Here is a 24,152-nt window from a genome sequence, read left to right on the forward strand (position 1 = left end):
GGCCCGATCTCATCATTCGATCCGCACCACCTGCGGCGGTGGCTCGGCTGCGTACAGCGCATCGACGCACGACGCGCGATGGTTCAGCACGGCGCGCTGATTGATAGATCCCTTATCGGTGATTTCCCCCTTGTCGAGCGACGGCGGTGTCGGCAGCACCAGGGCTCGACACACGCAGCGAGTGCTGGCTCGATTCTGCCTGGCGTGCGCAATCAGCCGCTGCTGAATCGCAGCCAACAGCGCTGGATTCGCAATGACCGCGTCATAGGCAGGTGTTTCGCTCGAGGCTAGCACCTGCCCGCAGCCGCGCAGGTCAGGAATGATCAAGATCGCGAGATACTCGGCATTCAGCCCGGCGATCACCACGTCTTGCGCAATCGGCGACAGCGCGGCGATCAGTTCCGCACGCAGCGGACCGACGCTGACCCAGGTGCCGTTGGACAGCTTGAAGTCTTCGCCGATACGGCCGTCGAACGCCAGGCCCCGCGTGGGATCGTTGTCGTCGAGCAAACGAACGGCGTCGCCGAGACGATAGAACTGCTCTTCATCGAAGGCCGCGGCCGTCAGCTCGGGCTGGCGCCAATATCCCGGCGTGACATTCGGGCCACGCACGCGCAGTTCCAGCTTCTCCGCCACCGGTGCGAGCTTCACGATGTTGCCTTTGGCAGGCAGACCGATGAGTCCGGCGCGCCCTGCGGCTGGCGTCGTGAAAGTTACAGACGGTCCGGTCTCGGTTGCGCCCAGCCCGGCGAGCATCGGAATGCGCACGCCGACTTCCTTCAAGGCGGCTTCGTCGAGCGCATCCCATGTGTGCTGAGCCAGCGCCGCGCCACCAAAGAAGTACGCCCGCAGGCGGCTGTAGAAATTGCGACGAAGCTGCGCATCCGCGTTCAGGTGATGCGCCAGCATCTCAAAGCCCTTCGGCACATTGAAATACACGGTCGGCGCGATCTCGCGCAGATTGCGCAAGGTTTCCTGAATTCCCGACGGGGTCGGCTTGCCATCGTCGATGTACAGCGAGCCGCCGTTACAGAGCACCAATCCTACGTTGTGACTGCCGCCGAACGTGTGATTCCAGGGCAGCCAGTCGAGCAGCACCGGCGGCTCATCGACCAGGAACGGCATGGGCTGCTTGAGCATGTGCGCGTTACTGCACAGCATGCGATTCGTGGTGATCACCGCCTTGGGCTGGCCGGTGGAGCCCGAGGTCAGCAGAAACTTCGCAATCGTGTCGGCATTGGTGCCAGCGTGCGCGACGTCGAGTGCGGCGGTCGGCTCGACTTCCAATGCATCGAGCGATGTTATTTTCCGACCTTCAACGTCGGCATCACCCACGATCTCGATGGAACTCGGCACGAGCTGCAACGCTCGAGCAAACACAGGTGTGTCGAACGCCGCGATGAGCCCGGGAGTGAGCAGGTCCAACACATAACGCAGCTTCTGCAAATCCGTGGAGACTTGCGAATACGACGGCGACACCGGGCAATAGGGAATACCCGCCCACATCGCCGCGAACGCCAGCGTCAGATGTTCGATGCTGTTGCCGGAGAAAATCGCAAGGGGACGCTCGGCGGAAAGATCCCGCGTCAGCAAGCCGGCGGCAATCCGTCGCACGCGCGTGAGCATCTGCTGATACGTGACGGCTTGCCACTCACCGCCCGCGACTCGGCGAGCAACGAGCACGCGCTGTGGCGCGATCTTCGCCCAGTGCTCGAGCGAATCCATGAGCCGTTCAGGAAACGCCGAAAGCGCCTCGGTCGGCCGCAGATATAACGTTCCATCCGCGCGACGCTCCACCTCCGTGTGGAACGGATCCGCGGTCCACGACAGTTGCCTCGGCAAGGGTTCGGCTTGCATGGCCACTTGTGACAGTCCCGCTACGCCAGCTTCAGAGCGCGGATCGCGTTCTGCTTCAGGATCAGATCGTGCACCTCGGGCTTGAAGCCCGCTTCCTTGAAATCCTTGATCCAGCGGTCCGGGCTGATCAACGGATAGTCCGAGCCGAACAGCATCTTGGTCTTCAGCTGCGAGTTCGCATACTGGATCAATTGCGGCGGGAAGTATTTCGGCGACCAGCCCGACAGGTCGATATAGACATTGGGCTTGTGCAGGCACACCGACAGCGCCTCGTCCTGCCAGGGCCAGGACGGATGGGCGATGATGACGGTCATGTCCGGGAAGTCCGCCGCCACGTCGTCGAGGTGGATGGGATTGGAATATTTCAGCCGCAGCCCGCCGCCCCCCGGCATGCCGGTGCCCATGCCCGAGTGACCGCTATGGAAGATCGCCGGCAACTTGTACTCGGCGATGACCTCGTACAGCTGATAGGCCAGCCGATCGTTCGGGAAGAAACCCTGCAGCGTCGGGTGGAACTTGAAGCCCTTGATGACGCCGTCTTCGATCAGCGCACGCGCCTCGCGCACGCCCATCTTGCCCTTGTGCGGATCGATGCTGGCGAAGGCCATCATGATGTCGCTGTTCTCGCGCGCCGCATCCGCCACTTCCTCATTCGGGATGCGCTTCGCGCCGATCTGGAACTCCGAATCGACGGTGAACATCACCAGGCCGATCTTGCGCTCGCGGTAGTACGCGATGGTCTCGTGGATGTTGGGTCGCTTGCCGGCCTTGAAGTATTTGGCCGAGGCTTCCTCGAACGGCTTCCAGGCTTCGTCCGGCTCCTGCCGGCACGAGACTTCGGCGTGCGTGTGCACGTCGATGGCGATCAGGTCGTTGATATTCATCGCGCCGTCCCCCGCTGCTGAGCTTCCCACTGCCCGATGGTAAGCCCTCGCTCCACCAATTCCACCAGCAGCGGCGCCGGTTGCCAATGCATGGGACCGAAAATGTCCTGATATTTGCGCATGCCCGCGAGCAGCACATCGAGGCCGATGGTTTCGGCATAGAACATCGGGCCGCCACGATAGCGCGGAAATCCGTAGCCCGCCGCCCAAACGACATCGACGTCCGACGCACGCAGTGCCACGCCTTCACCCAGAATGCGCAGCCCCTCGTTCAGCAGCGGATACAGGCAACGCTCGACAATCTCCTCCTTGGTGTGCTGACGCTGCGGCACCTTCAGCTGCCGGGCGCGCTCGGCGATGATGTTGATCGCTTCGGGGTCGTCGAAGCGCGAACGATTGCCCGGCTCGTAGCGGTAATAGCCTTTGCCGTTCTTCTGACCGAGACGGCCGGCGTCATGCAACGCGAAGTCCGCCTGGTAATAGGCCGGATCGGGCGGGAACTGCGAGGCGTTCGCCTTGTGAACGTTCACGCCGACATCGATGCCCGCCATGTCGAACACAGCGAGAATGCCCATGGCCATGCCCCACTCTTCCAGCGCCGAATCAACCTGCCGGGGCGTTGCGCCTTCGAGCACCATGCGCTCGGCTTCGCGAGCATAGCCTTCCATCATGCGATTGCCGATGAAGCCGTAGCAGACCTTCGCCAGCACCGGCGTCTTACGCAGCGGCTTGGCGAGGTCCATCACGGTGCGAATCGTCTCGTCCGATGTCTTGGTCGTGCGCACGACTTCGAGCAGCGGCATGACGTTCGCCGGCGAGAAGAAGTGCATGCCGATGACATCCTGAGGACGCTGGGTGACCGCGGCAATCTGCTCGATATCCAAGGTCGACGTATTGGTCGCGAGCACCGCGCCGGGCCTGGCCACACGGTCCAGCTCGGTGAAGATCTTGCGCTTCAGGTCCATGTTCTCGAACACGGCCTCGATGATCACATCCACGTTCTCGAGCGCGTCGTAAGACAGCGAAGTGCCGATCAGCGCCATTCGCTTCGCCTTGTCCTCGGCGCTCAAGCGGCCGCGGTCCACCATCGATTGATAGGTCTTGTCGACGTTGGCGACGCCTTTGGTCAGGCCCTGCTCGTTCGCATCGATCAGGATGACTGGAATACCCGCGTTCGCGAAACAGATCGCGATACCGCCGCCCATCGTGCCCGCGCCGATCACACCGGCGCTCTTGATCGGGCGCGCCTTGAGGCTCTCGGGCAAACCGGGGATGCGACGCGTCTCGCGCTCGGCGAAGAACACATGCACCGCGCCCTTCGATTCGACACTGTCCTTGCACTCGTTGACGCGTTTGGTTTCGTACTCCAACCCTTGCTGGAACGCCATCTGCGTCGCCGCCTGCACGACGTCGACTGCGACCTGAGCAGCATTGCGATTGGGATAGAGTTTGCGCGCCTGCTGACGCTGACGCTCGAACACCTCCGCCGTCGCGCTTGCCGCTGAGATCGTCATCTCGCCCGTGCGACGCGGACCTTTGCCGGCAGCAATCAACGAGCGCAGATAAGCGATCGCACCGGAGCGCAGATTGCCGTCGACGATCTGGTCGATGAAGCCCAGCTCGAGCCCTTTGGCAGCGTCCACCGGGCGCGCGGTCACGATCATTTCGAGCGCCTGATCGGCGCCAATCAGTCGAGGCATGCGTTGCGTGCCGCCGGCCCCAGGGATGATGCCCAATGTCACTTCGGGCATGCCGAAGCGCGTGCCGACCGCAGCGATTCGGTAATGGCACGCGAGCGCGATCTCCAACCCACCGCCCATCACGGTGCCATGCATGGCCGCGACCACCGGGACACTCAACGCCTCGTAGCCATTGAACAGGCGGCGGTACTCCTCTTCCTTCGGCGGACCGCTGAACTCGCCGATGTCGGCGCCGGAGAAGAACGTGCTGCCTTCACACAGCAACAGGACGCCGCGGACGTCCTTGCTGGCCTGGATCTGCTCGAGAGCCTGTCGCAGGCCGCTGCGGACCTCTGCGGTGATGGTGTTGACGGGCGGATTGTGGACGATGACTGACGCAAGCTCGCCGTCGCGCTCGACGCGCACGACGCTGGACGATGACACGATGGCACCCCCTAAAACCTTACCGTAATAGCAGCGATGAGGGGGATTTCGCCCGCATCCCGGTCATTTGGAAAGACCGGTAACAGGTATATAAGATATAAGCACCATGGATATCGCCGATGTCGACCTGAACCTGCTCGTGGTGTTCGACGCCCTGCTCCGCAACCGCAGCGTGAGCGGCGCCGCCCGGGCCCTGAAAATGAGCCAGCCGGCCACCAGCTTCGCGTTGAATCGGCTGAGAAAAATGTTTGGCGAGCCGCTGTTCGTGCGTACCTCGCGGGGCATCCACCCCACGCCCTTTGCCGAGAGTCTGACCGCGCCGCTGGAAGCGATCCTCGATCGGATCCGCTCCGACCTGCTGCAACAGCCGACCTTCGATCCCGCGACCGAACGGCGCTCGGTGACGTTCAACATGCAGGACATCGGCGAGCTGGTGTTCCTGCCGCGCATCCTCGGCCGCTTGAACAAGATCGCCCCGGGGCTGCAGCTGCGCACGGTCAATCTGCCGGCGCCGCTCCTGGAGCCGGCATTGCGCTCGGGCGAGGTGGATATTGCGCTTGGACATTTCCCGGACCTGGCCGGCGCGGCGTTGTTTCAGCAGCGGCTGTTCTCGCACTCGTTCGTCTGCATCGTGCGAGCCGATCATCCGACCATCAAGGACGAGATGACGCGTCGTCAGTTCCTCGACGGCCTGCACGCGGTCGTGCATCCGGCCGGGCATATGAACGATTCATTGGAAGCGGAATTGCAGGCGCAAGGGCTGACCAGAAAGGTGTCGGTGCGCATCGAGCATTTCCTTGCCGTGCCGACCATCCTCAGCCAGTCCAATCTGATTTTCACGGTGCCCTACGCGATCGGCGAGGGACTGGCGAAACTGGCGGACATCAAATTGGTGAAGCCGCCGTTCAAGGCGAAGCCGCGCATCATCCGGCAGCACTGGCACTCGCGATTCCAGCACGATGGCGCGAACCGTTGGCTCCGCTCGGTGGTGGCGGAGCTGTTCATGGACAAGACTACAACGGCAGGCCGACGTAGTTCTCGGCCAGCGTCCGCTGCGCGGCGTCCGACTTGAACAAATACTCCAGCTCGCTGCCGCGAATGCGCCCGAAGAACGGATCTTCATTGGGGAATCGATGCAGCAGCGACGTCATCCACCAGGAGAAGCGCACCGCTTGCCACACCCGGCGCAGGGCCCGGTCTGAGTACTGATCCAGCGCCGCGCGTGAATCGTTCTTGTAGTAGCCAGTCAGCGCCTCGTACAGATAGAACACGTCGCTGGCCGCGAGGTTGAGACCCTTAGCACCGGTCGGCGGCACGATGTGAGCGGCATCGCCGGCCAGGAACAGCTGGCCGTATCGCATGGGTTCGGCGACGAAGCTGCGCAGCGGCGCGATGCTCTTTTCGATGGACGGGCCGGTAGTCATGCGTGCGGCGACATCGTCGCCCACGCGCCGCTTGAACTCCGCCCAAAACTGCTCGTCGCTCCAGTTCTCGACCTTGTCGTCGAGCGAACACTGTACGTAACAACGCACTCGAGTCTCCGAGCGCATGCTCGCCAGCGCGAAGCCACGCTCGGAGTCCGCATAGATCAACTCATCCCATGCCGGTGGCACATCGGCCAGCACGCCGAGCCAGCCGAAGGGATAGGTGCGCTCGAAAACGGACAGCGCCTCGGCGGGAATGGAGCGTCGGCTGACGCCGTGATAACCGTCGCAGCCCGCGATGAAGTCGCAATCCAGCCGCTGTTTGACGCCCTTGTGAACGAATGTCACCCAGGGCCGTGCGGTAGTGATGTCGTGCAGCTCGACCGATTCGGCTTCGTAGATCGACGGCGCGCCACAGGCGGCGCGAGCGTCCATCAGATCTCGCGTGACTTCGGTCTGGCCATACACCGTAACGACTTTACCGACGAGTTCCTTGAAGGGAATGCGACGCCGTTGACCGCTCGCGCCGATCTCCACGCCGTCGTGAGTCATCGCCTGGGAATGCAGGCGCCCGCCGACGCCCGCCAGATCGAGAATATCGACCGTGCCCTGCTCGAGCACGCCGGCCCGGATGCGGCCCAATACATATTCCGGCGTGCGCTGTTCGAGAATGACCGCGTCGATGCCCGCCTTGTACAACAGCTGACCCAGCAACAGCCCCGCCGGTCCCGCGCCAATGATCGCAACTTGTGCCCGCAACGTCCGTCCCCCTCGAGTCACGCACAAGATGCCGCGCCGGGCGGTCGGGTGACGATGGAGAAAAAACACAACTTCTTGGATTTTTCCCAACCCGCCCGCGGCGCCTCGCGGTAGGATGACCGCAGGCACGGTCCGGGAGCGCAGTGTGGCGCGGCGTGGAATTCCCCAATATTTCCTGTACGGCGAGGCGACTCACGACGTCGACGAGCGCTTTCTGCACGTCGAATCCATCGCCGAGCGCAGCCGCCTGCACGATTGGAAAATTCGTCCGCACGCCCACCAGGATCTGCATCATTTCCTGCTCGTCACTCGCGGCGGCGGCGTTTTCTATGCCGAGGGCGAGCTCAATCCGTTCAATCACAACGCGCTGATCTCGGTGCCGCTGGCGTGCGTGCACGGCTTCGATTTCAAGCCCGGCACGGATGGCTGGATCCTCACCGCCTCGGGCGCACTGATCGAGCGCATCGCTCACGAGAATGCCGAGCTGCGTCCGGTGCTCACCGAAGCGAATGCCATGCCGCTGCCGGCGGATGTCACGGCAGGCATGGTGACGAACTTCGAATCGCTGATGATGGAGTTTCGGAGCAACTTGCCCGGCCGCCGGACGGCAGCCGAAGCGTTGTTGATCGGAATTCTGGTGGCGGCACTGCGTCGCAAGCTGCAGCTCCTGCCGAACAGGCAGAGCAAGACGGGGGCGGATTCTCTGCTTGCTTCGAAGTACCGGGGACTGATCGAAGAACACTTCCGCACGACGTTGAAGGTTGCCGATTATGCGAAGCGCCTGTGCGTCAGCTCGGAACGCCTGCGCCAAGCGTGCGTGCGAAGTACGGCGAGCTCGCCGCTCGCCTTGCTCAATGCTCGCCGGTTGTTAGAGGCGAAGCGGTCGCTGCTCTATACGGGGATGAGCGTTGGGTTGATTGCTGAGGCGTGCGGTTTTCCCGATCCGGCGTACTTCTCCCGCTTCTTTACGCAGCGAACCGGCGTGTCGCCGATGGCCTATCGGACGAAGCAACAACGGGCGTACGCGCGAGAGAACTAGACCGGCGAATTGCTCGGTGGATGTGGCTGCTTAGCCCGCGTTCGGCGTCTCCTCCGTATCGATCTCGGCGAGCGTCTCCGGCGGATATCGCGACCCGCTCACGGTGTCGGCATTGATCAGCTTCTCGAGCGCCGCAAGCGTGTCGGCCGATAGGCGCACTTTCGATGCGGCTATGTCCTCTTCCAGGTGCGCAATCGACGTCGTCCCAACGATCGGCAATACAAACGGCGCCTTCGCCAACAACCACGCCAGCGCCAGCTGTGCGGGCGTGCAGCCTGCTTCCCATGCGATTCGATTGAATTGATCGAGCAGCTTGCGATTGCGTCCGAAATGCGGCGGATGGAACCGCGGCATCCCGCGACGGATGTCCTTTTCAACGAAGTCGCGAGGATCCGGAACGCCGTTCGCGAGAAACCCTCGCGCCAGCGGCGAGAACGCTACGAGCGCGGTGCCTAGCTCGCGACAGACGGTAAGGAGCCCGATTTCAGGGTTGCGAGTCCACAGCGAATATTCACTCTGCACGGCGGCGATTGGATGCACGGCATGCGCTTTGCGAAGTGTTTGGGCGGAGACTTCGGACAGACCAATGGCGCGAATGTGACCTTCGCGAACCAGGTCAGCCAGTCCGCCGACACTGTCTTCCACCGGCACCTTCTTGTCCCAACGATGCAAGTAGTACAGATCGATGACGTCCGTGCGCAGGCGACGCAGGGCTTCCTTGCAGGTTTGCTTCAACGTTTCGGGCCGACCGTCGATGACTCGCTTTCCATTGACGCCGGTCATGCCGCATTTGCTGGCGAGAAAGAAGCGCTGACGGAACGGCTGCAAAGTCTCACCGACCAGCTCTTCATTTCGCCCGAAGCCGTAGAGCGCCGCGGTGTCGATGTGATTGATGCCCAGATCGAGCGCGGCGTGCAGCAACGCTTTGGCCGCCGCCGGCTCTGGCGGAGTGCCGTAGGCGTGGCTGAGATTCATTGCGCCGAGACCGATCTCGACGACGGATTGGTTGGCGAGTTTGCGGTGGTTCATGGGTTGGAAGAGAAGAGGTTTTCCAAGGGAGGGAGAATATCAATCTGCGCCGTCGAGGTCGCTCGCCCTCTTCCTCTTACGGCAGATCGTACATCCACGCATCGGCGTCGTCCGAGGTGACGTCTCTCCTTCCGGCAGCTTTTCGGCACAGGGAAGGGGCCGAAACAGCAGGGCTCACCATGGACGTGCGGCGAGGAGCGCAGTGCGCTCCGGCCGGCGCCCGGTGCCGGAAGGAGAGACGGCACCTCGGGCGGCGCGAGAACTGACGCCTCTTCTCCGGAAGCCCTTAGCCCTGCGCCTTCAACTGCTGCTCCAACTCCTGCAGCGTCCGATAACACGGCAACACCTGATGCACGCTCGAATTCGGCTCTCGCTTCTCGCGAATAGCGGCAAAGAACTCGCGGTCCTGCAGCTCGATGCCATTCATCGACACGTCGACCTTCGACACATCGATCTTCTCTTCCTTGCCGTTGACCAGATCGTCGTACCGCGCGATGTAAGTTCCGTTGTCGCAGATGTACCGGAAGAACGTCCCCAGCGGACCATCGTTGTTGAACGACAGGGACAGCGTACAAATCGCCCCGCCCTTCGTCTTCAACTGGATCGACATATCCATCGCGATACCCAACTGCGGATGCTTCGGCCCTTGAACGGCATGCGCAATGACGACCTCTTCGCCCGTTTGATAGCGGAACAGATCCACCGTATGCGCCGCGTGGTGCCACAGCAGGTGATCCGTCCACGATCTCGGCTGACCCAGCGCGTTCGTGTTGGTGCGACGGAAGAAGTACGTCTGCACATCCATCTGCTGAATTTTCAGCTCTCCGGCTCGCAGCCTTTTATTCAACCACTGATGCGACGGATTGAACCGCCTCGTGTGACCGACCATACACACCAGGCCGGTCTGCTTCTGCAGATTGGCGACCGCTTGAGCGTCGCCCCAGCTATCGGCGAGCGGGATTTCGACCTGCACGTGCTTGCCGGCCTTCATGCAAGCCAGCGCCTGCGACGCATGCATCTGCGTCGGCGTGCACAGAATGACCGCATCGACATCCGGCCTCGCCAGGCTCTCCGACAACTCCGTCGTCACGTGCCCGATCGAAAACTTCTTCGCGACCTCTTGCGTCTTATCCAGCTCGCGCCCGACCAGCGAAGTGACCTGCACGCCCTGAATCTTCTGGATGCCCTCGAGATGTTTGACGCCGAACGCGCCGGCGCCGGCGAGCGCGACTTTGATGGTGCTCATTGCGAATTCTCCAGAATCAGATGACCGACGGCCGTGTTGCTGGCCGGCACGTGGTAGAAGCGGTGAGCCACTCGTGGCGGCAGGTCGCTCATCGCGCCTCGCGCAATCAGCCACATCACCAGCTCGATGCCCTCGGAGCCCGCCTGCTGCACGTATTCCAGGTGCGGCGTATCCGCGAGCTTCTCCGGCTCCGCGATCAGCCGATCGAGGAATCGATTGTCCCACTCACGATTGATCAGCCCGGCCCGCGGGCCCTGCAACTGATGACTCATGCCGCCCGTGCCCCAGATCTGCACTTTCAACGGCTCGTCATAAAGCGACACCGCCTTGCGAATCGCTCGGCCGAGATTGAAACAACGGCGACCCGAGGGCACCGGGTACTGCACGACATTCACCGCGAACGGGATGACCGGACACGGCCACTCCGCAACCTGACCGCAGATCAGCGACAGCGGCACCGTGAAGCCATGATCCACATCCATGCGATTGACGATGGTCAGATCGAAATCGTCCTGAATCACCGACTGCGCGATGTGCGACGCCAGTTCCGCATGGCCTTTGACCGTCGGCACCGGCCTCGGCCCCCACCCTTCATCCGCCGGCTTGTACTCCGCGGCGCAGCCGATCGCGAACGTCGGAATCATGTCCAGGCTGAACGCCGTCGCATGATCGTTGTAAACCAGAAAGATCACATCCGGCGTGTTCTCCTTGAACCACGCCTTGGACGGCTCATAGCCAGCGAACAAAGGTTTCCAGTAATCATCGCCGCTCTTGCCGAGATCCAGCGCCGCGCCGATGGCCGGAACATGGGAGGTGTAAACACTGGCGGTGATCCTGGCCATCATTGCTTCTCCCGAGGATCGCGCACGGGACTGCCGGGCGCACGGCCACCTTGCAACATCATCTTCGCGTATTCCTCCTGCGTCATGCCGGTCATGCTGGCCGCCATGAACTGGAAACTCTTGCCGTCGGTGGCGCCGATCTTGGCGAGGAAATAGATATTGCCGCCAAGCTCGATGCAGCGATTCAGATCGCGCGCCAGCACCGCCTGCTTCTGCTCCTCGCTCATCGGCCACTCGTCCAGATACGCGCGCTCGTTCGCTTTGAAGCGCTCGCGGTTCTCCGCCTTCATCAGCGACATGCAGAACTGATTGAGGTGATAGCCCTTGCGAGCCAGATCGGCATCGAAGATGGTCGTGCCGGGAATGCCTTTGTACGGTTTATCCAGAGCCATATCAGCGACCCCAGTACAGCGTCATCGGGTTGTCGACCAGCAGCTTACGCTGCAATTCGGCGGTGGGCGCAATGCGTGGAATGAAATCCACCAGCTTGCCGTCGTCCGGCATGTGCGACCTCATGTTCGGATGCGGCCAGTCGGTGCCCCACAACACTCGATCCGGAAAGGTCTCGACGATGCGCCGGGCGAAAGGCGCCACGTCGTCATAAGTATCCGGCCCGGTCTTCGACAGCCGCTCCGGGCAGCTGACCTTGGACCAGAAATTGGTGTTCTCACGCATCAGCCGAACGAACAGCTCGAACTCCGGGCCGTCGACAGACTTCGTCACATCGGGCCGCCCCATGTGATCGACCACCACCGTGGTCGGCAAGGACGTGAAGAAGTCGTACAGCTCGTGCAGTTCCTGCGCCTCGAAGTAGATGACGATATGCCAGCCGAGGGGCTTGATGCGCTCAGCGATCGAAAGCAGCACTTCGCGCGGCGTCGTATCGACCAGCCGCTTGACGAAATTGAAGCGCACGCCACGAACGCCGGCTGCATCGAGCGCGTGGAGTTCAGCATCCGTTACGTCGTGCTTCACGGTGGCAACGCCTTTCGCGCGTCCATTGGACGCCTTCAACGCGTCGACCAGCGCCCGATTGTCCGCGCCGTGGCAAGTCGCCTGCACGATAACGTTGCGTTCGAAGCCGAGATAATCGCGCAGCTCCCACAACTTTTCCTTCGGCGCGTCGCACGGCGTGTACTTGCGCTCGGGTGCGTACGGAAACACATCGCCCGGACCGAACACATGACAATGAGCGTCCACTGCCCCCGCTGGCGGCCGGAAGGTCGGCTTGCTCGGGGACGGGTGAAACACCAGCCAATCGCGGTCCATCTGAAACGCTGCCATGGTTGTCTCTTACAGTCCGCGGGACTTCAAAATCGTATCCAGGCGCGGGAACACCCGACGGGCATTGCCTTCGAAGATGCGGCGCTTGTCCGCGGCCGAAATGCTCAATGCGTCGATGTAGCGCTTGGTGTCGTCATAGTAGTTGCCGGTCTCGGGGTCGATGCCACGCACCGCGCCCACCATTTCCGAGCCGAACAGAATGTTGTCGAGGTCGATCACCTTGACCAGCAGGTCGATGCCGGGCTGGTGGTACACGCAGGTGTCGAAGAACACGTTCTTCATGACGTGCTGAGCCAGCGGTGGGCGTTTCAGCATGTCCGCGAGACCGCGATAACGGCCCCAGTGATAGGGCACGGCGCCGCCGCCGTGAGGAATGATGAAGCGCAGCGTCGGAAAATCCTTGAACAGGTTGCCTTCGATGAACTGCATGAACGCCGTCGTGTCGGCATTGATGTAATGCGCGCCGGTGGCGTGGAAGTTCGGGTTGCACGAGGCCGATACATGGATCATGGCCGGCACATCGAGCTCGACCATCTTCTCGTAGAACGGATACCAGTGTTTGTCGGTCAGCGGCGGCGCGGTCCAGTGGCCGCCCGACGGATCGGGATTCAGATTGCAGCCAATGAAGCCAAGCTCCTTCACGCAGCGCTCGAGCTCCGCCACCGAGTGCGAGATCGGCACGCCGGGCGACTGCGGCAACTGACACACACCGACGAAATTCTCCGGATATAGATCGACGACCCGCTTGATCAGATCGTTGCAGGCGCGTGTCCACTGCTGCGATACCGTCTCATCGCCAACATGATGCGCCATCGCCGAAGCGCGCGGCGAGAAAATCGTGATGTCCGCGCCCCGCTCTTTCTGCAGCTTCAGCTGATTTTTTTCGATGGTCTCGCGAATCTCGTCGTCGCTGATCTTCGCCGGCGTCGGCGTGGGCGCCAGCGGATCCTTCAGCTTCGTGAGCTGCTGATCGCGAAACTTCTGATGAGCATCCGGCGCGGTCGTGTAGTGACCGTGGCAATCGATAATCAGCATGAGGATTTCTCCGCCTTGGCGCGGCTCAGCACCGCGTCGAGCATCGCTTCCAATTCTTCGATCGACGCAGCGTCGCGGAAGCTGGCCGCCCAGTCCTGACGCTGCGCGCAGGCCGAGCTCATGAGAGACTGCAGCCCAGCTTCACTCACCGTCTGCGCGACTTCGCGCATCTCTTCGGCACGACGCCGCCCATGCACGAGCGAGCGCGAGATCATGTAGCGCGCCAGCGTCGACCAGTCCGATGTCGGAAACAAATTGCGCAGCGAATCGATCACGGTCGACTCGACACCGTAGTGACGCGCCGTCAGCAACGATTCCGTCAGCAGCGCCTCCATGCCCTTGATCATGACGCTGCGGCACATCTTGGCGGCCGAGGCTCGACCGATCTGGTCCGAGAACACTTCGGCTCCGCTGAATCCGAGCTGTTGCGCCAATGGCAGAAACGCTGCTGCGTGCTTGCCTCCGAACAACATGGGCGAGCCGACCCGCTTTGGATTGATCGGCGACATGATGGCTGCTTCGACATAGCGGGCGCCGCCGCCATCGATCAACGCCGCCGACTGGGCCTTCACTCCAGGCGACACCGAGTTCACATCGAGGAAATAGGCACCGGGCTTCATCGATCCCGCGACAGAACGCGCGGCGGCCACGTCTTGCGCAGCCGTCACCGCACTCACGACCAGATCGGCCGTCGCTACCGCCTCAACCGCGCTACTCGCGACGCGCACATTGGCCTCGACGGCCGCGCGCGTGCAGGTGCTCTCGCGATCCTTGAACAGCAGGTCGAAAGCCGTGAGCTGCGTGATACCGGCCGCCTTGAAATCAGCCGCCAGCGTCTGCCCTACTTCTCCGAAGCCGATTAGACAAATGTGCTCGATCGCGCTCACGATCCGCTCCAGACGCGACCGGGCACGAACACTTCGCCGCGCATGAGCTTGCGCGCCGTTCGTAGAAGAGCGGAGCGACGCACGTCGACCTTCCCATCCGTCACCGCAACTTCAATGTCGACCGTAAAGAAGCCCGTCGGATGCTCGACTTCGAGCCGCTGCGCCGCCCCCCTGCCGGAAAGCTTCGCGACCTGCGCCGCGACGGAGCCGGGTGTCACGCAAGCCGTGGCAACGCTGACTGCGCCGAGCACGCCGATGGACTCATGCACACGATGCGGAATGAACGTGCGAGTGGAAATCGCGCCGCCTTGCTTGGGCGGCGACACCAGACACATTTTCGGCACGGTCTTTTTCGTTACGTCGCCGAGATTCATGCGAGGACCGACCGCGAGCCGAATGGCTTCGACACGCTCCCTCAACGTCTGATTGCTTTCGAGCTGTCCGGGCGTTTCATCGCCAGAAAGACCGAAGTCCTCGGCACGCAAAATCACGACGGGCATGCCGTTGTCGATGCAGGTGACGGAAACGCCGTTGATCTCATCGACCGCCGCGCCCGTCGGCAACAGCGAGCCGCAACTCGACCCGGCGACATCGAGAAACTCGAGCGGAATCGCCGCGGCGGTTCCAGGAACGCCATCGATGCGCGCCTCGCCTTCGTATTCCACGGCCCCGTTCGGCGTCGGCACGTAGGCGACGGCGATGCTGGCGGTGTTCAGCATGTGAATGCGAACGGGCGTGACCTCCCCCGCAATCGGCACCAAGCCATTCTCGATCGCCCAGGGACCGACACCGGCGAGAATATTGCCGCAGTTCTGGCTGTCGCTGACCTCCGCCTTGTCGACGACCACTTGCAGAAACAAATAATCGACATCGGCGTGCGAAACGCTGGAGCGGCGGATCACAGCGACCTTGCTGGTGAGCGGATGCGCGCCGCCGACGCCGTCGATCTGTCGCACATCGGGCGACCCCATGGCCGCGAGCAGCACTCGATCGCGCAGAGCGCGGTCGGCGGGAAGATCCGACTCGTGAAAGTACAGGCCCTTCGAGGTGCCACCGCGCATCAAGGTACAAGGAATGGACTTAAGCATGGCGCAAGACTCCGCGGCCGCGGGTCATTCCAAGGAATCGACGTACTTCAGGCCCTTCTCCGCCAGGCGCTGACGCATGCCATAGATATCCAGCCCCAGCTCGCCTGCCTTCAACCGAGCTCGCACGCCCGCTTCCTTCTTCTCACGGGCGGTGGATTGCTCCAGCACAGTCGCGGCCTTCTCGCGAGGCACGACGCAAACGCCGTCGTCGTCGGCGACGATCACGTCGCCCGGCTTGATTGAAGCGCCCCCGCACACGACGGGTACGTTGACGCTGCCCAACGTTTCTTTCACCGTGCCTTGCGCGGACACATAGCGCGACCACACAGGAAACCCGATCGCCGTCAGATCTTTCACGTCACGTACGCCGGCTTCGATGATCAGGCCGCGAACGCCGCGCGACATCAACGAGCACGCCAGCAACTCGCCGAAATAACCTGCATCGCATGCAGAGGTTGGAGAAACGACCAGGATGTCGCCCTCCTGACATTGCTCCACCGCGACATGAATCATCCAGTTGTCGCCCGGCGGAATGCTCACCGTGACCGCCGATCCGGCAATGCGCGCGCCGGCATAAATCGGACGCATGTAAGGCGCCAGCAACCCGGTGCGGCCTTGCGCTTCGTGCACGGTCGCAACGCCCGACTCGGCCAGGCCGTCGATCGTCCGACGCTCGGCCCGCTGAATGTTTCTGACGACCACGGACATATTCGGAAATCCTCCAACGCGTCATGGCAGTGTGACGCTCGCCGCCGCGCGCGGCCAATTCAATTTCGCGCCGGGCTATTAGGCGACGCTATAGACAAAGCTCACTCTTGCGGCCGACGGCAAAAACTCAGGGCAAACACCGCGGCGCCAGCGACCGCGGCCACCGGCACCATGTATTGAACGACGCCACTTGCGCTCATCCCGCCGCCCAACAGCAGACCGGCCAGCAACGGGCCGATGATCGAACCGATGCGACCGACGGCGACGCTCGCGCCCGATCCGGTGCCGCGAACGGCCAATGGGTAGTAAGTGGCTGCGACCCCATAGAGCGCATAGTTCGCACCGAGTAGGAAAAAGCCAGCGGCGCCGCTGAGCGCCACGGTCATCGCCAACCCGCTAGATGCGCTCAGCGCGACCAGTGCGACGATCAAGCCGAGGTACGCGAACGTCATCGGCCAGCGCGTATCCATGCGATCCACCAGGTGGCCGAAGAACAGCGCACCGGCCACGCTCGCGAAGTTGAATGCCAGCGACGCCTGCGGCGCGACGGCGCGATCCAGGCCATTCGCAACGACCAGCGTCGGCAGCCAATTCAAGATGAGATAGAGGATCAACAGCGTCGGCAGAAAGGCGAGCCACAGCAACAAGGTCGCCGGCGTGCGTCCGTCCGCGAACAAGGCGGACACGATGTTGGTGCGCGGCGCTCCTGCGGCACTCTTCGTCAGCGTTTCGGTCATCAGGAAATAGATGGTTGGCGCGAGCAGCAACGGCAAGACTCCACCGATCTCGAACAGCAGGCGCCAGTCGAAATCCGGCGGCAGCAACTGAGTCAGCAATGCCGACGTGCCACCGCCCAGCGGCATGCCCGCGAACATCAGGGCAGCGGTCGAGGCCCGCTTCTCCGGCGCGCTGACCTCGGCGGCCAGCGCCATCATATTCGGCAACGCCGCGCCGAAGCCGAGGCCGGCGCAAAAGCGCACGACGAACAACGCTTCGAACGTGCCAACCAGCGATGTGAGCAAGGTGAACAGGCCAAAGGCCAGCACCGCGCCAATGAATACCGGCTTGCGCCCGACCCGATCCGCGAGGCGGCCGCCCAGAGCGGCGCCGATGACCAGGCCGATGTTGCTGATCGAGAAGATCCAGCCCATTTGCTTGGGATCGAAACCGAACTGCGGCGCCAGCTTGGGCGCGGCCACGCCCATGGCCTGGATGTCGAAGCCTTCGACCACCGCGACCAGAAAGCACAGCGCCACGGTGATCGCCACGTTGGGCGTCTGAACCAGCGCGGTCCGCTCTTGAAGCATGCCATCCCCCAAGCTGACTCGTTACTACGATTGTGGGACCGCAACCGTCCCTGGGCCAATTCAAATTGACGCCCCCAGTATTAGAGATTGCTATAGCCAACCCCACCGGCGCGTGCCACGATGCAGTCATGACGGTGCCCAATCTACGCCATCTGCAGGCGTTCCATGAAGTCATGACGAGTGGCAGCATCAGCGCGGCGTCGCTCAGAATGCATTTAACGCAATCGGCGCTCACTCAAGCGATCGCTGCGATCGAACGTTACTTCAATGCTCCCCTGTTCACACGCAGCCCGTATGGCATGCGCCCGACGCCGGCGGGAACCGCCTGCGCCGAGCGCGTCGAGCGAGCGCTGAGACAATTGCGCGATGGGATTCAGGAACTGGCCGGCTCGGACATGAATGCCGCCCGACGCGAGCAATTGTTCCGACGGATCAGCGCTCCGCAGCTGAGCTCGTTGATCAAGCTGGTCGAGTTTCGCAATTTCACGCACGCCGCGCGCGCCACCGGCGTGTCACAGCCGACCATGCATCGCGCGGCCCGCACTTTGGAACGGCTGCTCGATGCGCAGCTGTTCGAGAAAACCAGCTATGGCGTCGTTCCCACTCGCGAAGCGGAAAAGCTGTCTCGCCGCGCGCATCTCGCGTTCGTGGAAATTGCTCAGGCACGCGCCGATATCGACGCGCTGCATGGGCGTGAAACAGGCCGCACTGTCATTGGCTCCATGCCGCTGTCTCGCAGCTTCCTCGTTCCCAACGCGCTCATTCGGTTTACGCGCGAACATACCGAGCACGCCGTCTCCATCATGGAAGGCACTTACGAGCATTTGCTCGGCGCGCTGCAGTCGGGTCAGGCCGATTTCCTCGTCGGCGCGCTGCGTGACATCCGCGTGAGCGGCGGCATCGTGCAGGAACATTTGTTCGACGATCCATTGTCCATCGTGGTCGGCGCCGGGCATCCACTGGCGAAGAAGCGCAAGCTGACCGCGACCGACCTGGCGAGTCATCCATGGATCGCGCCGCGCGCCACTTCGCCGCTCAGAGCGCATTTCGAAGCACTGTTCAAAGACATGGGCATCGAGCCGCCGCAGCGTTTTATCGAATGCAATTCACTCGGCGCGGCGCGCGCCTTCCTGATGGGCGGCAATCACATGATGCTGTCGTCGATCAATCAAGTTCACTATGAGCTGGAAGCGGGCATGCTGGTATGCCTGCCCCACCCCGGCGGCAAGGTGATGCGACGGATCGGACTGACGGTGCGGGATGATTGGCGCCCGACGCAGGCGCAGGCGCGCTTGCTGACGATCGTGCGCGAGACGGCGAATCAGCTCAGTCGATAGACGGCGGAGCGGCTCAACGCCGCCCCGCCCTTGCATCTCGTCAGAACTTGTAGCCCACGCCCAGCTCGTAATTGCGAGGCGCAGCGTAGTAGCCGACCTGATACAAGCTGGTGATGTACTTCTCGTCGGTGATGTTGCGAACATTCGCGCGCACGTGCAGCTTGTCCGTGACATCCCAACGTGCAAACGCATTCAACGTCGCATAGCTGTCCTGCCGGATGATCACGTTGGTGTATTCATCCAGCTTGGAGATATCGCTCTGCCAGCGGCCGTTGATTCCGAATGAAACCGCCGTGAAGCTCGGCAACTGCGCGGTCAGCGAGAGGTTGGCGGTCCGACGCGGCACCCACTCGTAGATGTCCTCGCCTTGCGAGCCTTCGAGCTGCAGTGACGTGTAGCCGAAGACCAGATCGACGTGCTGGCTCAGGCGGCCGACGACTTCCAGCTCGATGCCCTTGGAATTCACATCGACGCCTTCGTAGTAGTACTGCCCGCCATCGCTCATGCCGGCGAACGTCGCGAGATCCTCCTGCTCCGCCTTGAACAGCGCCACCGTCGCCAGCACCCGCTTCTCCAGCAACTCGGCTTTCACGCCGATCTCGTAGTTCAGGCCTTTCGATGCGACCAGATACTGGCCATCGATGTCGTATTGATCCTGGGGCTGATAGATATCGGAGTAGCTGCCGTAAAGCATCAGCTGATCGAGCACCTGATACGTGAGGCCGGCGTACGGACTGATCTCGCTTTCGGTCTGATCGAACGCCACTGCGCCGCTCAGACTGCCGTCGCGATGATATTCGGCGTAGTTGAAGCCGACGATGCCTTTCAGCTTGTCGGTGACACTCAGGCGCGTGGCGCCGAATGCGCGCTTGAGCCATTGATCGGCGAAGCTGTCTGTCTCCACCGGTCCCCAGGTGGGCTCGTCGAAGGCATTGCCCGGATAGGGAAAGGCCGGCAGCGCGCCCCAGCTCGGATCGTCCGGATCGGTCGGCCGGAACTCCTGGGTGTGCTCGCTGGTGCCATAACTGACGCCCACCATCGCCTCGTGCTCGCGCCCGAACAGCTCGAATCGGCCGTTCAAGGATGCTTCGAGCAAATGCGCCTCGTCCTGCGTCGGCCAGCTGCCCGGATTGCCCATCAGTCCCAGGCCCGTGTCGCGATCGATGCCCGTCTGCGTCCACGCGAAGAACAACTTGCTGTCGTCTTCGTACTTGCGATAGTTGTAAGTCAGCTTGAAATCCCACGCTTCGGCCAGCTTGAAGGTGTATTCGGCGAAGGCGGCGGTGTTCTTCGTATCCCAGAACGTCCAGTCGAGCGCGGTCGAAGCGCTGCGGCCGAATTCGGCCTGCGATCCATCGGCATATGCCAGCACGAGCGCGCCCCACATGTTTCCATCGGTGTTCGCATCCTGATAGGAAGCGCCGAGCGTCAACGTGGAACGCTCGCCGAGCTGGCCGTCGATGACGCCATAAACAAACGTTCGATCGTTGCTGAGGCCGCGCACATAGGAGTCCTGCTCTTCGCTCGCCACCACGACGCGACCGGCCCATTTGCCGTCGGCGGTAAACGGCGTCGAGTAGTCGGCTTCGACGCGCCGGCGATCCCACGAGCCCGCGCTCACATCGATGCTGCCGCGAGCGTCGTTCGTCGGACGTTTGCGAACGTAGTTGATCGTGCCGGCCGAGTTGCCGACGCCGGTGAGCAAGCCGTTCGCGCCGCGGATGACTTCCAACTTCTCATAACCGAAGGTGTCCATCGCGCCGGTGACGATGCCCCAGTCATTCGGCAGGCCCACGCCGTCGATCTGCGTGTTCTTGATCTCGAAGCCGCGCGCCATGTAGTTGGTGCGGTTGGTTTCCCATTGTTCGACGTTGATGCCGGTGGCGAGCCGCAGGGCGTCGTTGATGTTGTCGGCGCCGAACCGGTCCATCTGCTCGCTGGTGACCACGCTGATGGATTGCGGCGTATCGGCAATGTCCAGGTCGAGACCGGTGGCGCCCTTGCTGACGCGGTCGTCGCGCTTGGCGGTGATCAGCACCGTCTCGAGCGTCTGCCCGGAAAAATCCTGCGCGTGTACGACACCGCTTGCAGCAGCGACGGACAGCGCTACTGCCTTCCTCAACGAAATTCCCATGTCACTCTCCCAGCTTCTAGATTCTTTGGCTGGCTGGGTTCGAGTGAACCGCTTGCTGGCTTGGATCGGCGCAGTCTAACGCATCAGCGGCGCGCGACGAAGAATGCTCTGAGCATGGCGGCACATTCCTCCGCCCGCACGCCGGATTCACATTCGAGCCGATGGTTCAGCGCCGTGTGCTGCGTGATATTGAAGATGGAGCCGGACGCGCCGGCCCGCGGGTCGGTCGCTGCGTACACCAAGCGCTTCACGCGAGCATGAACCATCGCGCCCGCGCACATGGCGCAGGGCTCGAGCGTAACGTACAGCGTCGTATCCAACAGTCGATAGGTAGAAAGGTGCTGGGCCGCCGCCCGCATGGCGACGATCTCGGCATGCGCGGTCGGATCGTTGGTGCTGATGGGGCGATTCCAGCCTTCGCCGACGATCACCCCGTCCTTGACGACCACCGCCCCGACCGGCACCTCGCCGGCGCGTTCAGCTTCACGCGCGAGCTCGATCGCTCGCGCCATGAAGACAGCATCGGCATCAGACGCCATCGAAGAATTCGACCACGCCCGTTTCGAGGGAATATTCGGCGCCGACCACCATCAGGCCTTCGTGCCGGATCAGATTCTCCAGCAGCGCCGAGCCGTGGCGTAAATGATCGACCGACGCCCGCACATTCGAGCGCACGGCGTGGCCCACCAGCGTCTGCAGATCGTTCTTGAGCTCGGTGCGCATCAGGCCTTCGACGGAAGGCCGCACGCGATCGACGATGGAGCGCAGATTGAGCGACTGATTTTCCGCCGGGCGTTGCAGCTCTTCGATGGTCGCGAGCACGGCGCCACAGCGGGAATGGCCGAGCACCACGACCAGACGAGTGTTGAAGCGCGAAGCTGCGAACTCGACGCTGCCGACCTGCGACGGCGCGACGACATTGCCGGCGACGCGAATTACGAACAAATCGCCGAGCCCCTGATCGAACACGATCTCGGCCGGCACCCGTGCATCCGAGCAGCCCAGGATGATGGCAAACGGCGATTGTTCCTGCGTCAGCTCCACGCCGCGTGCGAGGTGTAGCTGCGTTTCACCGCTGCCGAGACTGGCCACAAAGCGACGGTTGCCGTCGCGCAAGCGCTGCAGGGATTCTTGAGCCGAGATCATTCGTTCACGCCCTCCGGGCCGGTCGACACCGGCTGATTTCGTTATTCGGGTCGGAGATTGTAGCGCGTGCGCGCCGGGACTTCTTAGCTCAATCCGCTCTCAGTGCTACGGGGAAATAGCTTCTGGAGCACGTCGCGATAAATGCCTTCTAGCAGCGCCGGCGAGGCAATTTGCTCGGTGACGCTGCGAAACGCGCTACCCTCCGACAGCACGGTCACGAACTCGACGCGCGCGGCCGCCTCTTCCTCGGAAAGCTCTGGATAATTGCCGCGGACCAGCTCCACCGCCTGCCCACGAAGGCGCCGGTCGGCTGCGCGCACGATTTCGGCGACCGCCGGATTGCGAGTCGCCTCCGCTGTGATTTCCAGCAGCAGGACGCGCTCGCACCGTTCCTCGTCGGAGGCATCGACATGACGGCGATTGGCAAAGCGGGCCGCGAAATCGATCTGTTTCTCGCCATCCACCATCCATTCCAGCCGCCGGGCGACGATGCGCTCGACGATGGCGTGGACGATGGCTTCCTTGCTGGGAAAGTAGCGATAGATTTGCCCGACACTCATCTGAGCCTCGGCCGCGATCTGCCCCATGCTGGCGCCGTGGAAGCCATGGCGGACCACGCAGACACGCGCCGCGGAAACAATTTGATCGCGCCGGAGTTGGTCCCGCAACTCTTTGACCGGACGCTTCTTTTCCTTCGGCACAGACATGTTCACATTGTTTTCACAATTGCACCCTGGGCGTTTGCCTCCGGGCTCGGCATAATGGTTGAGAATGAACGTTCACACTCAAGATCGGCCGCAGATTAGTCCAATGTCTTTTAGCGTGTCCAGTCCGACGACTCCCTCCGTCTCCAAGCTCCGAGCGGGCTTTGCAATTTCGGTCGCGGCGCTGGCCCTGGTGCTCGCCGGCTGTTCGAAAGACCAGGCGGCCGGTGGCAAGCGCCCCGCCACCGAGGTGGGATTCATCACGGTTCAGCCGCAGCCGCTGGTGCTGCAATCCGAGCTCGCCGGCCGCACTACGCCTTATCTGGTGTCAGACGTGCGCCCCCAGGTCTCCGGCATCGTGAAGTTCCGGCGCTTCGAAGAAGGCACGCAGGTGAAGGCCGGCCAGGTGTTGTATGAAATCGATCCGGCGCCGTACGAAGCCGCGGCCGCCGAAGCGAAGGCCGGGCTCGCGAACGCCAAAGCGTCGGTCGATGCCACTCGTTTGAAAGCCCAGCGCTACGACGAGCTGCTGGCCATCGAAGGCGTTTCCCAACAGGAAGCCGACGACGCGCGCATGGCCTATCAGCAGGCGCTCGCCTCCGTCGCTCAGATGCAGGCGTCGCTCGCGAGTGCGCAGATCAATCTCGACTACACCAAGGTGCGCGCGCCGATCTCCGGCCGCATCGGCAAGTCGACGGTAACGCCTGGCGCGCTCGTGACGGCCAATCAGGAAACCGCGCTCGCGACGATTCGCACGCTCGATCCCATCTACGTGGACATGACTCAGTCGAGCGCCGAGCTCCTGAAGCTGCGCCGCTTGATCGGCGAGGCCGGCATGAAGTCGGGCCAGGCCAAGGTGCGCCTGAAGCTCGAAGACGGGTCGCAATACAAACAGGCGGGCACGATCAAATTCCAGGAAGTGGCGGTCGATGAATCCACCGGCTCGGTGACCTTGCGTGCCCAGTTCCCGAATCCCGACGGCATGCTGCTGCCGGGCATGTATGTGCGCGCGGTGCTCGATCAAGCGGTCAGCACTACTGCGATCCTCGCGCCTCAGCAAGGCATTACTCGCGATGTGAAAGGCAACGCGACCGCGCTGGTGCTCAGCGCAGATAACAAGGTCGAGCAGCGCACGCTGGTCGCGGAACGAGCCATCGGCGATCGCTGGCTGATCAGCAACGGCCTGGCCGAAGGCGATCGCTTGATCGTCGAAGGCACCAGCAAGGTTCGCGTCGGCGACACCGTCAATCCGGTGGATGTGGGCTCGGGTACCAAAGCAGCGTCCGCTGAAGCCGCCTCCCCCACCTCCGGAGGCTGAT

General features: G+C 62.6%; 22 protein-coding genes. 4 read left to right on the forward strand and 18 right to left on the reverse strand.

What is annotated here, in order from left to right:
- Nucleotides 1-12: 12 nt before the first annotated feature.
- The 3 genes from GYH35_RS01385 to GYH35_RS01395 are packed head-to-tail and all read right to left on the reverse strand — an operon-like array spanning nt 13 to nt 4,864.
- On the reverse strand, nt 13-1,857 hold the full coding sequence (locus GYH35_RS01385) for a feruloyl-CoA synthase (RefSeq protein WP_161827476.1): 1,845 nt from the start codon (nt 1,855-1,857) through the stop codon (nt 13-15).
- A 20-nt stretch (nt 1,858-1,877) separates the two neighbouring features.
- On the reverse strand, nt 1,878-2,741 hold the full coding sequence (locus tag GYH35_RS01390; RefSeq protein WP_161827477.1) for an amidohydrolase family protein: 864 nt from the start codon (nt 2,739-2,741) through the stop codon (nt 1,878-1,880).
- Entirely contained in the window at nt 2,738-4,864 is a 2,127-nt protein-coding gene (locus GYH35_RS01395) for a 3-hydroxyacyl-CoA dehydrogenase NAD-binding domain-containing protein (RefSeq protein WP_202624016.1), read from the reverse strand. Before GYH35_RS01395 ends, GYH35_RS01390 begins: the two co-directional genes overlap by 4 nt.
- A 106-nt stretch (nt 4,865-4,970) precedes the next feature.
- Between GYH35_RS01395 and GYH35_RS01400 the strand changes: the two genes are divergently transcribed.
- Nucleotides 4,971-5,936, forward strand: a complete 966-nt coding sequence (locus GYH35_RS01400; RefSeq protein ID WP_161813940.1) for a LysR family transcriptional regulator — start codon at nt 4,971-4,973, stop codon at nt 5,934-5,936.
- On the opposite strand, the gene pobA is transcribed toward GYH35_RS01400, so the two are convergent.
- On the reverse strand, nt 5,878-7,047 hold the full coding sequence (pobA, locus tag GYH35_RS01405) for a 4-hydroxybenzoate 3-monooxygenase (RefSeq protein ID WP_161813939.1): 1,170 nt from the start codon (nt 7,045-7,047) through the stop codon (nt 5,878-5,880). The two genes, GYH35_RS01400 and pobA, sit on opposite strands and share 59 nt — an antisense overlap.
- A gap of 145 nt (nt 7,048-7,192) precedes the next feature.
- Between pobA and GYH35_RS01410 the strand changes: the two genes are divergently transcribed.
- On the forward strand, nt 7,193-8,086 hold the full coding sequence (locus GYH35_RS01410; protein WP_161813938.1) for a helix-turn-helix domain-containing protein: 894 nt from the start codon (nt 7,193-7,195) through the stop codon (nt 8,084-8,086).
- Nucleotides 8,087-8,116: 30 nt separating this feature from the next.
- Here the strand turns inward: GYH35_RS01410 and GYH35_RS01415 are convergent, their stop codons facing one another.
- The 10 genes from GYH35_RS01415 to mhpT all read right to left on the reverse strand — a co-directional run bounded on the left by GYH35_RS01415 (nt 8,117) and on the right by mhpT (nt 17,512).
- Nucleotides 8,117-9,115: an aldo/keto reductase gene (locus GYH35_RS01415; protein ID WP_161827478.1), complete on the reverse strand. Its 999-nt coding sequence runs from the start codon at nt 9,113-9,115 to the stop codon at nt 8,117-8,119.
- A 286-nt stretch (nt 9,116-9,401) separates the two neighbouring features.
- On the reverse strand, nt 9,402-10,361 hold the full coding sequence (locus tag GYH35_RS01420; RefSeq protein ID WP_161827479.1) for a Gfo/Idh/MocA family oxidoreductase: 960 nt from the start codon (nt 10,359-10,361) through the stop codon (nt 9,402-9,404).
- Nucleotides 10,358-11,203 (reverse strand): class III extradiol dioxygenase subunit beta, encoded by an 846-nt coding sequence (locus tag GYH35_RS01425; RefSeq protein WP_161813935.1) that lies wholly within the window; start codon nt 11,201-11,203, stop codon nt 10,358-10,360. The genes GYH35_RS01420 and GYH35_RS01425 overlap by 4 nt, the downstream gene beginning before the upstream one ends.
- Nucleotides 11,203-11,595, reverse strand: coding sequence for a protocatechuate 4,5-dioxygenase subunit alpha (gene ligA / locus GYH35_RS01430; protein ID WP_161813934.1), 393 nt, complete (start codon nt 11,593-11,595; stop codon nt 11,203-11,205). The genes GYH35_RS01425 and ligA overlap by 1 nt, the downstream gene beginning before the upstream one ends.
- Nucleotide 11,596: 1 nt before the next feature.
- Nucleotides 11,597-12,487: an amidohydrolase family protein gene (locus GYH35_RS01435; RefSeq protein ID WP_161827480.1), complete on the reverse strand. Its 891-nt coding sequence runs from the start codon at nt 12,485-12,487 to the stop codon at nt 11,597-11,599.
- A gap of 9 nt (nt 12,488-12,496) precedes the next feature.
- A complete protein-coding gene (locus tag GYH35_RS01440) occupies nt 12,497-13,519 on the reverse strand; it encodes an amidohydrolase family protein (RefSeq protein ID WP_161827958.1) in 1,023 nt (340 codons plus the stop codon).
- Entirely contained in the window at nt 13,516-14,409 is an 894-nt protein-coding gene (locus tag GYH35_RS01445) for an NAD(P)-dependent oxidoreductase (protein WP_161813932.1), read from the reverse strand. The genes GYH35_RS01440 and GYH35_RS01445 overlap by 4 nt, the downstream gene beginning before the upstream one ends.
- Nucleotides 14,406-15,497, reverse strand: a complete 1,092-nt coding sequence (locus tag GYH35_RS01450) for a 4-oxalomesaconate tautomerase (RefSeq protein WP_161813931.1) — start codon at nt 15,495-15,497, stop codon at nt 14,406-14,408. Before GYH35_RS01450 ends, GYH35_RS01445 begins: the two co-directional genes overlap by 4 nt.
- 24 nt (nt 15,498-15,521) lie before the next feature.
- A complete protein-coding gene (locus GYH35_RS01455; protein WP_161813930.1) occupies nt 15,522-16,205 on the reverse strand; it encodes a 4-carboxy-4-hydroxy-2-oxoadipate aldolase/oxaloacetate decarboxylase in 684 nt (227 codons plus the stop codon).
- A 101-nt stretch (nt 16,206-16,306) separates the two neighbouring features.
- The gene (gene mhpT, locus GYH35_RS01460) at nt 16,307-17,512 is read right to left on the reverse strand and encodes a 3-(3-hydroxy-phenyl)propionate transporter MhpT (RefSeq protein WP_161827481.1); all 1,206 of its coding nucleotides are present in this window, start codon (nt 17,510-17,512) and stop codon (nt 16,307-16,309) included.
- Between the two features lie 128 nt (nt 17,513-17,640).
- Here mhpT and GYH35_RS01465 point away from each other — a divergent pair, with 128 nt between their 5' ends.
- Complete coding sequence (locus GYH35_RS01465; RefSeq protein ID WP_161813928.1) at nt 17,641-18,849, forward strand: LysR family transcriptional regulator; 1,209 nt, start codon at nt 17,641-17,643, stop codon at nt 18,847-18,849.
- A 40-nt stretch (nt 18,850-18,889) separates the two neighbouring features.
- Here the strand turns inward: GYH35_RS01465 and GYH35_RS01470 are convergent, their stop codons facing one another.
- The 4 genes from GYH35_RS01470 to GYH35_RS01485 all read right to left on the reverse strand — a co-directional run bounded on the left by GYH35_RS01470 (nt 18,890) and on the right by GYH35_RS01485 (nt 22,836).
- Nucleotides 18,890-20,983 (reverse strand): TonB-dependent siderophore receptor, encoded by a 2,094-nt coding sequence (locus GYH35_RS01470; RefSeq protein WP_161813927.1) that lies wholly within the window; start codon nt 20,981-20,983, stop codon nt 18,890-18,892.
- A gap of 83 nt (nt 20,984-21,066) precedes the next feature.
- The gene (gene tadA / locus GYH35_RS01475) at nt 21,067-21,522 is read right to left on the reverse strand and encodes a tRNA adenosine(34) deaminase TadA (protein WP_161813926.1); all 456 of its coding nucleotides are present in this window, start codon (nt 21,520-21,522) and stop codon (nt 21,067-21,069) included.
- A complete protein-coding gene (locus GYH35_RS01480; protein ID WP_129645642.1) occupies nt 21,512-22,129 on the reverse strand; it encodes a carbonic anhydrase in 618 nt (205 codons plus the stop codon). The genes tadA and GYH35_RS01480 overlap by 11 nt, the downstream gene beginning before the upstream one ends.
- An 83-nt stretch (nt 22,130-22,212) precedes the next feature.
- Nucleotides 22,213-22,836, reverse strand: coding sequence for a TetR/AcrR family transcriptional regulator (locus GYH35_RS01485; protein WP_161813925.1), 624 nt, complete (start codon nt 22,834-22,836; stop codon nt 22,213-22,215).
- 103 nt (nt 22,837-22,939) lie between these two features.
- On the opposite strand from GYH35_RS01485, the gene GYH35_RS01490 reads away from it, so the two are divergent.
- The gene (locus GYH35_RS01490; RefSeq protein WP_161813924.1) at nt 22,940-24,151 is read left to right on the forward strand and encodes an efflux RND transporter periplasmic adaptor subunit; all 1,212 of its coding nucleotides are present in this window, start codon (nt 22,940-22,942) and stop codon (nt 24,149-24,151) included.
- Nucleotide 24,152 lies beyond the last annotated feature (1 nt).

The sequence above is a fragment of the Steroidobacter agaridevorans genome (assembly GCF_009932555.1).
GTDB classification, from domain to species: domain Bacteria; phylum Pseudomonadota; class Gammaproteobacteria; order Steroidobacterales; family Steroidobacteraceae; genus Steroidobacter; species Steroidobacter agaridevorans.

What these genes read in the sequence shown, in the direction of transcription:
- GYH35_RS01455 (WP_161813930.1), bottom strand. Translation starts at nt 16,205, where the DNA reads ATGTCCGTGGTCGTCAGAAACATTCAGCGGGCCGAGCGTCGGACGATC.
- GYH35_RS01485 (WP_161813925.1), bottom strand. Translation starts at nt 22,836, where the DNA reads ATGTCTGTGCCGAAGGAAAAGAAGCGTCCGGTCAAAGAGTTGCGGGAC.
- GYH35_RS01470 (WP_161813927.1), bottom strand. Translation starts at nt 20,983, where the DNA reads ATGGGAATTTCGTTGAGGAAGGCAGTAGCGCTGTCCGTCGCTGCTGCA.
- GYH35_RS01490 (WP_161813924.1), top strand. Translation starts at nt 22,940, where the DNA reads ATGTCTTTTAGCGTGTCCAGTCCGACGACTCCCTCCGTCTCCAAGCTC.
- GYH35_RS01385 (WP_161827476.1), bottom strand. Translation starts at nt 1,857, where the DNA reads ATGCAAGCCGAACCCTTGCCGAGGCAACTGTCGTGGACCGCGGATCCG.
- GYH35_RS01465 (WP_161813928.1), top strand. Translation starts at nt 17,641, where the DNA reads ATGACGGTGCCCAATCTACGCCATCTGCAGGCGTTCCATGAAGTCATG.
- GYH35_RS01390 (WP_161827477.1), bottom strand. Translation starts at nt 2,741, where the DNA reads ATGAATATCAACGACCTGATCGCCATCGACGTGCACACGCACGCCGAA.
- ligA (WP_161813934.1), bottom strand. Translation starts at nt 11,595, where the DNA reads ATGGCTCTGGATAAACCGTACAAAGGCATTCCCGGCACGACCATCTTC.
- mhpT (WP_161827481.1), bottom strand. Translation starts at nt 17,512, where the DNA reads ATGCTTCAAGAGCGGACCGCGCTGGTTCAGACGCCCAACGTGGCGATC.
- GYH35_RS01425 (WP_161813935.1), bottom strand. Translation starts at nt 11,203, where the DNA reads ATGGCCAGGATCACCGCCAGTGTTTACACCTCCCATGTTCCGGCCATC.
- GYH35_RS01400 (WP_161813940.1), top strand. Translation starts at nt 4,971, where the DNA reads ATGGATATCGCCGATGTCGACCTGAACCTGCTCGTGGTGTTCGACGCC.
- GYH35_RS01420 (WP_161827479.1), bottom strand. Translation starts at nt 10,361, where the DNA reads ATGAGCACCATCAAAGTCGCGCTCGCCGGCGCCGGCGCGTTCGGCGTC.
- GYH35_RS01435 (WP_161827480.1), bottom strand. Translation starts at nt 12,487, where the DNA reads ATGGCAGCGTTTCAGATGGACCGCGATTGGCTGGTGTTTCACCCGTCC.
- GYH35_RS01450 (WP_161813931.1), bottom strand. Translation starts at nt 15,497, where the DNA reads ATGCTTAAGTCCATTCCTTGTACCTTGATGCGCGGTGGCACCTCGAAG.
- GYH35_RS01480 (WP_129645642.1), bottom strand. Translation starts at nt 22,129, where the DNA reads ATGATCTCGGCTCAAGAATCCCTGCAGCGCTTGCGCGACGGCAACCGT.
- GYH35_RS01415 (WP_161827478.1), bottom strand. Translation starts at nt 9,115, where the DNA reads ATGAACCACCGCAAACTCGCCAACCAATCCGTCGTCGAGATCGGTCTC.
- tadA (WP_161813926.1), bottom strand. Translation starts at nt 21,522, where the DNA reads ATGGCGTCTGATGCCGATGCTGTCTTCATGGCGCGAGCGATCGAGCTC.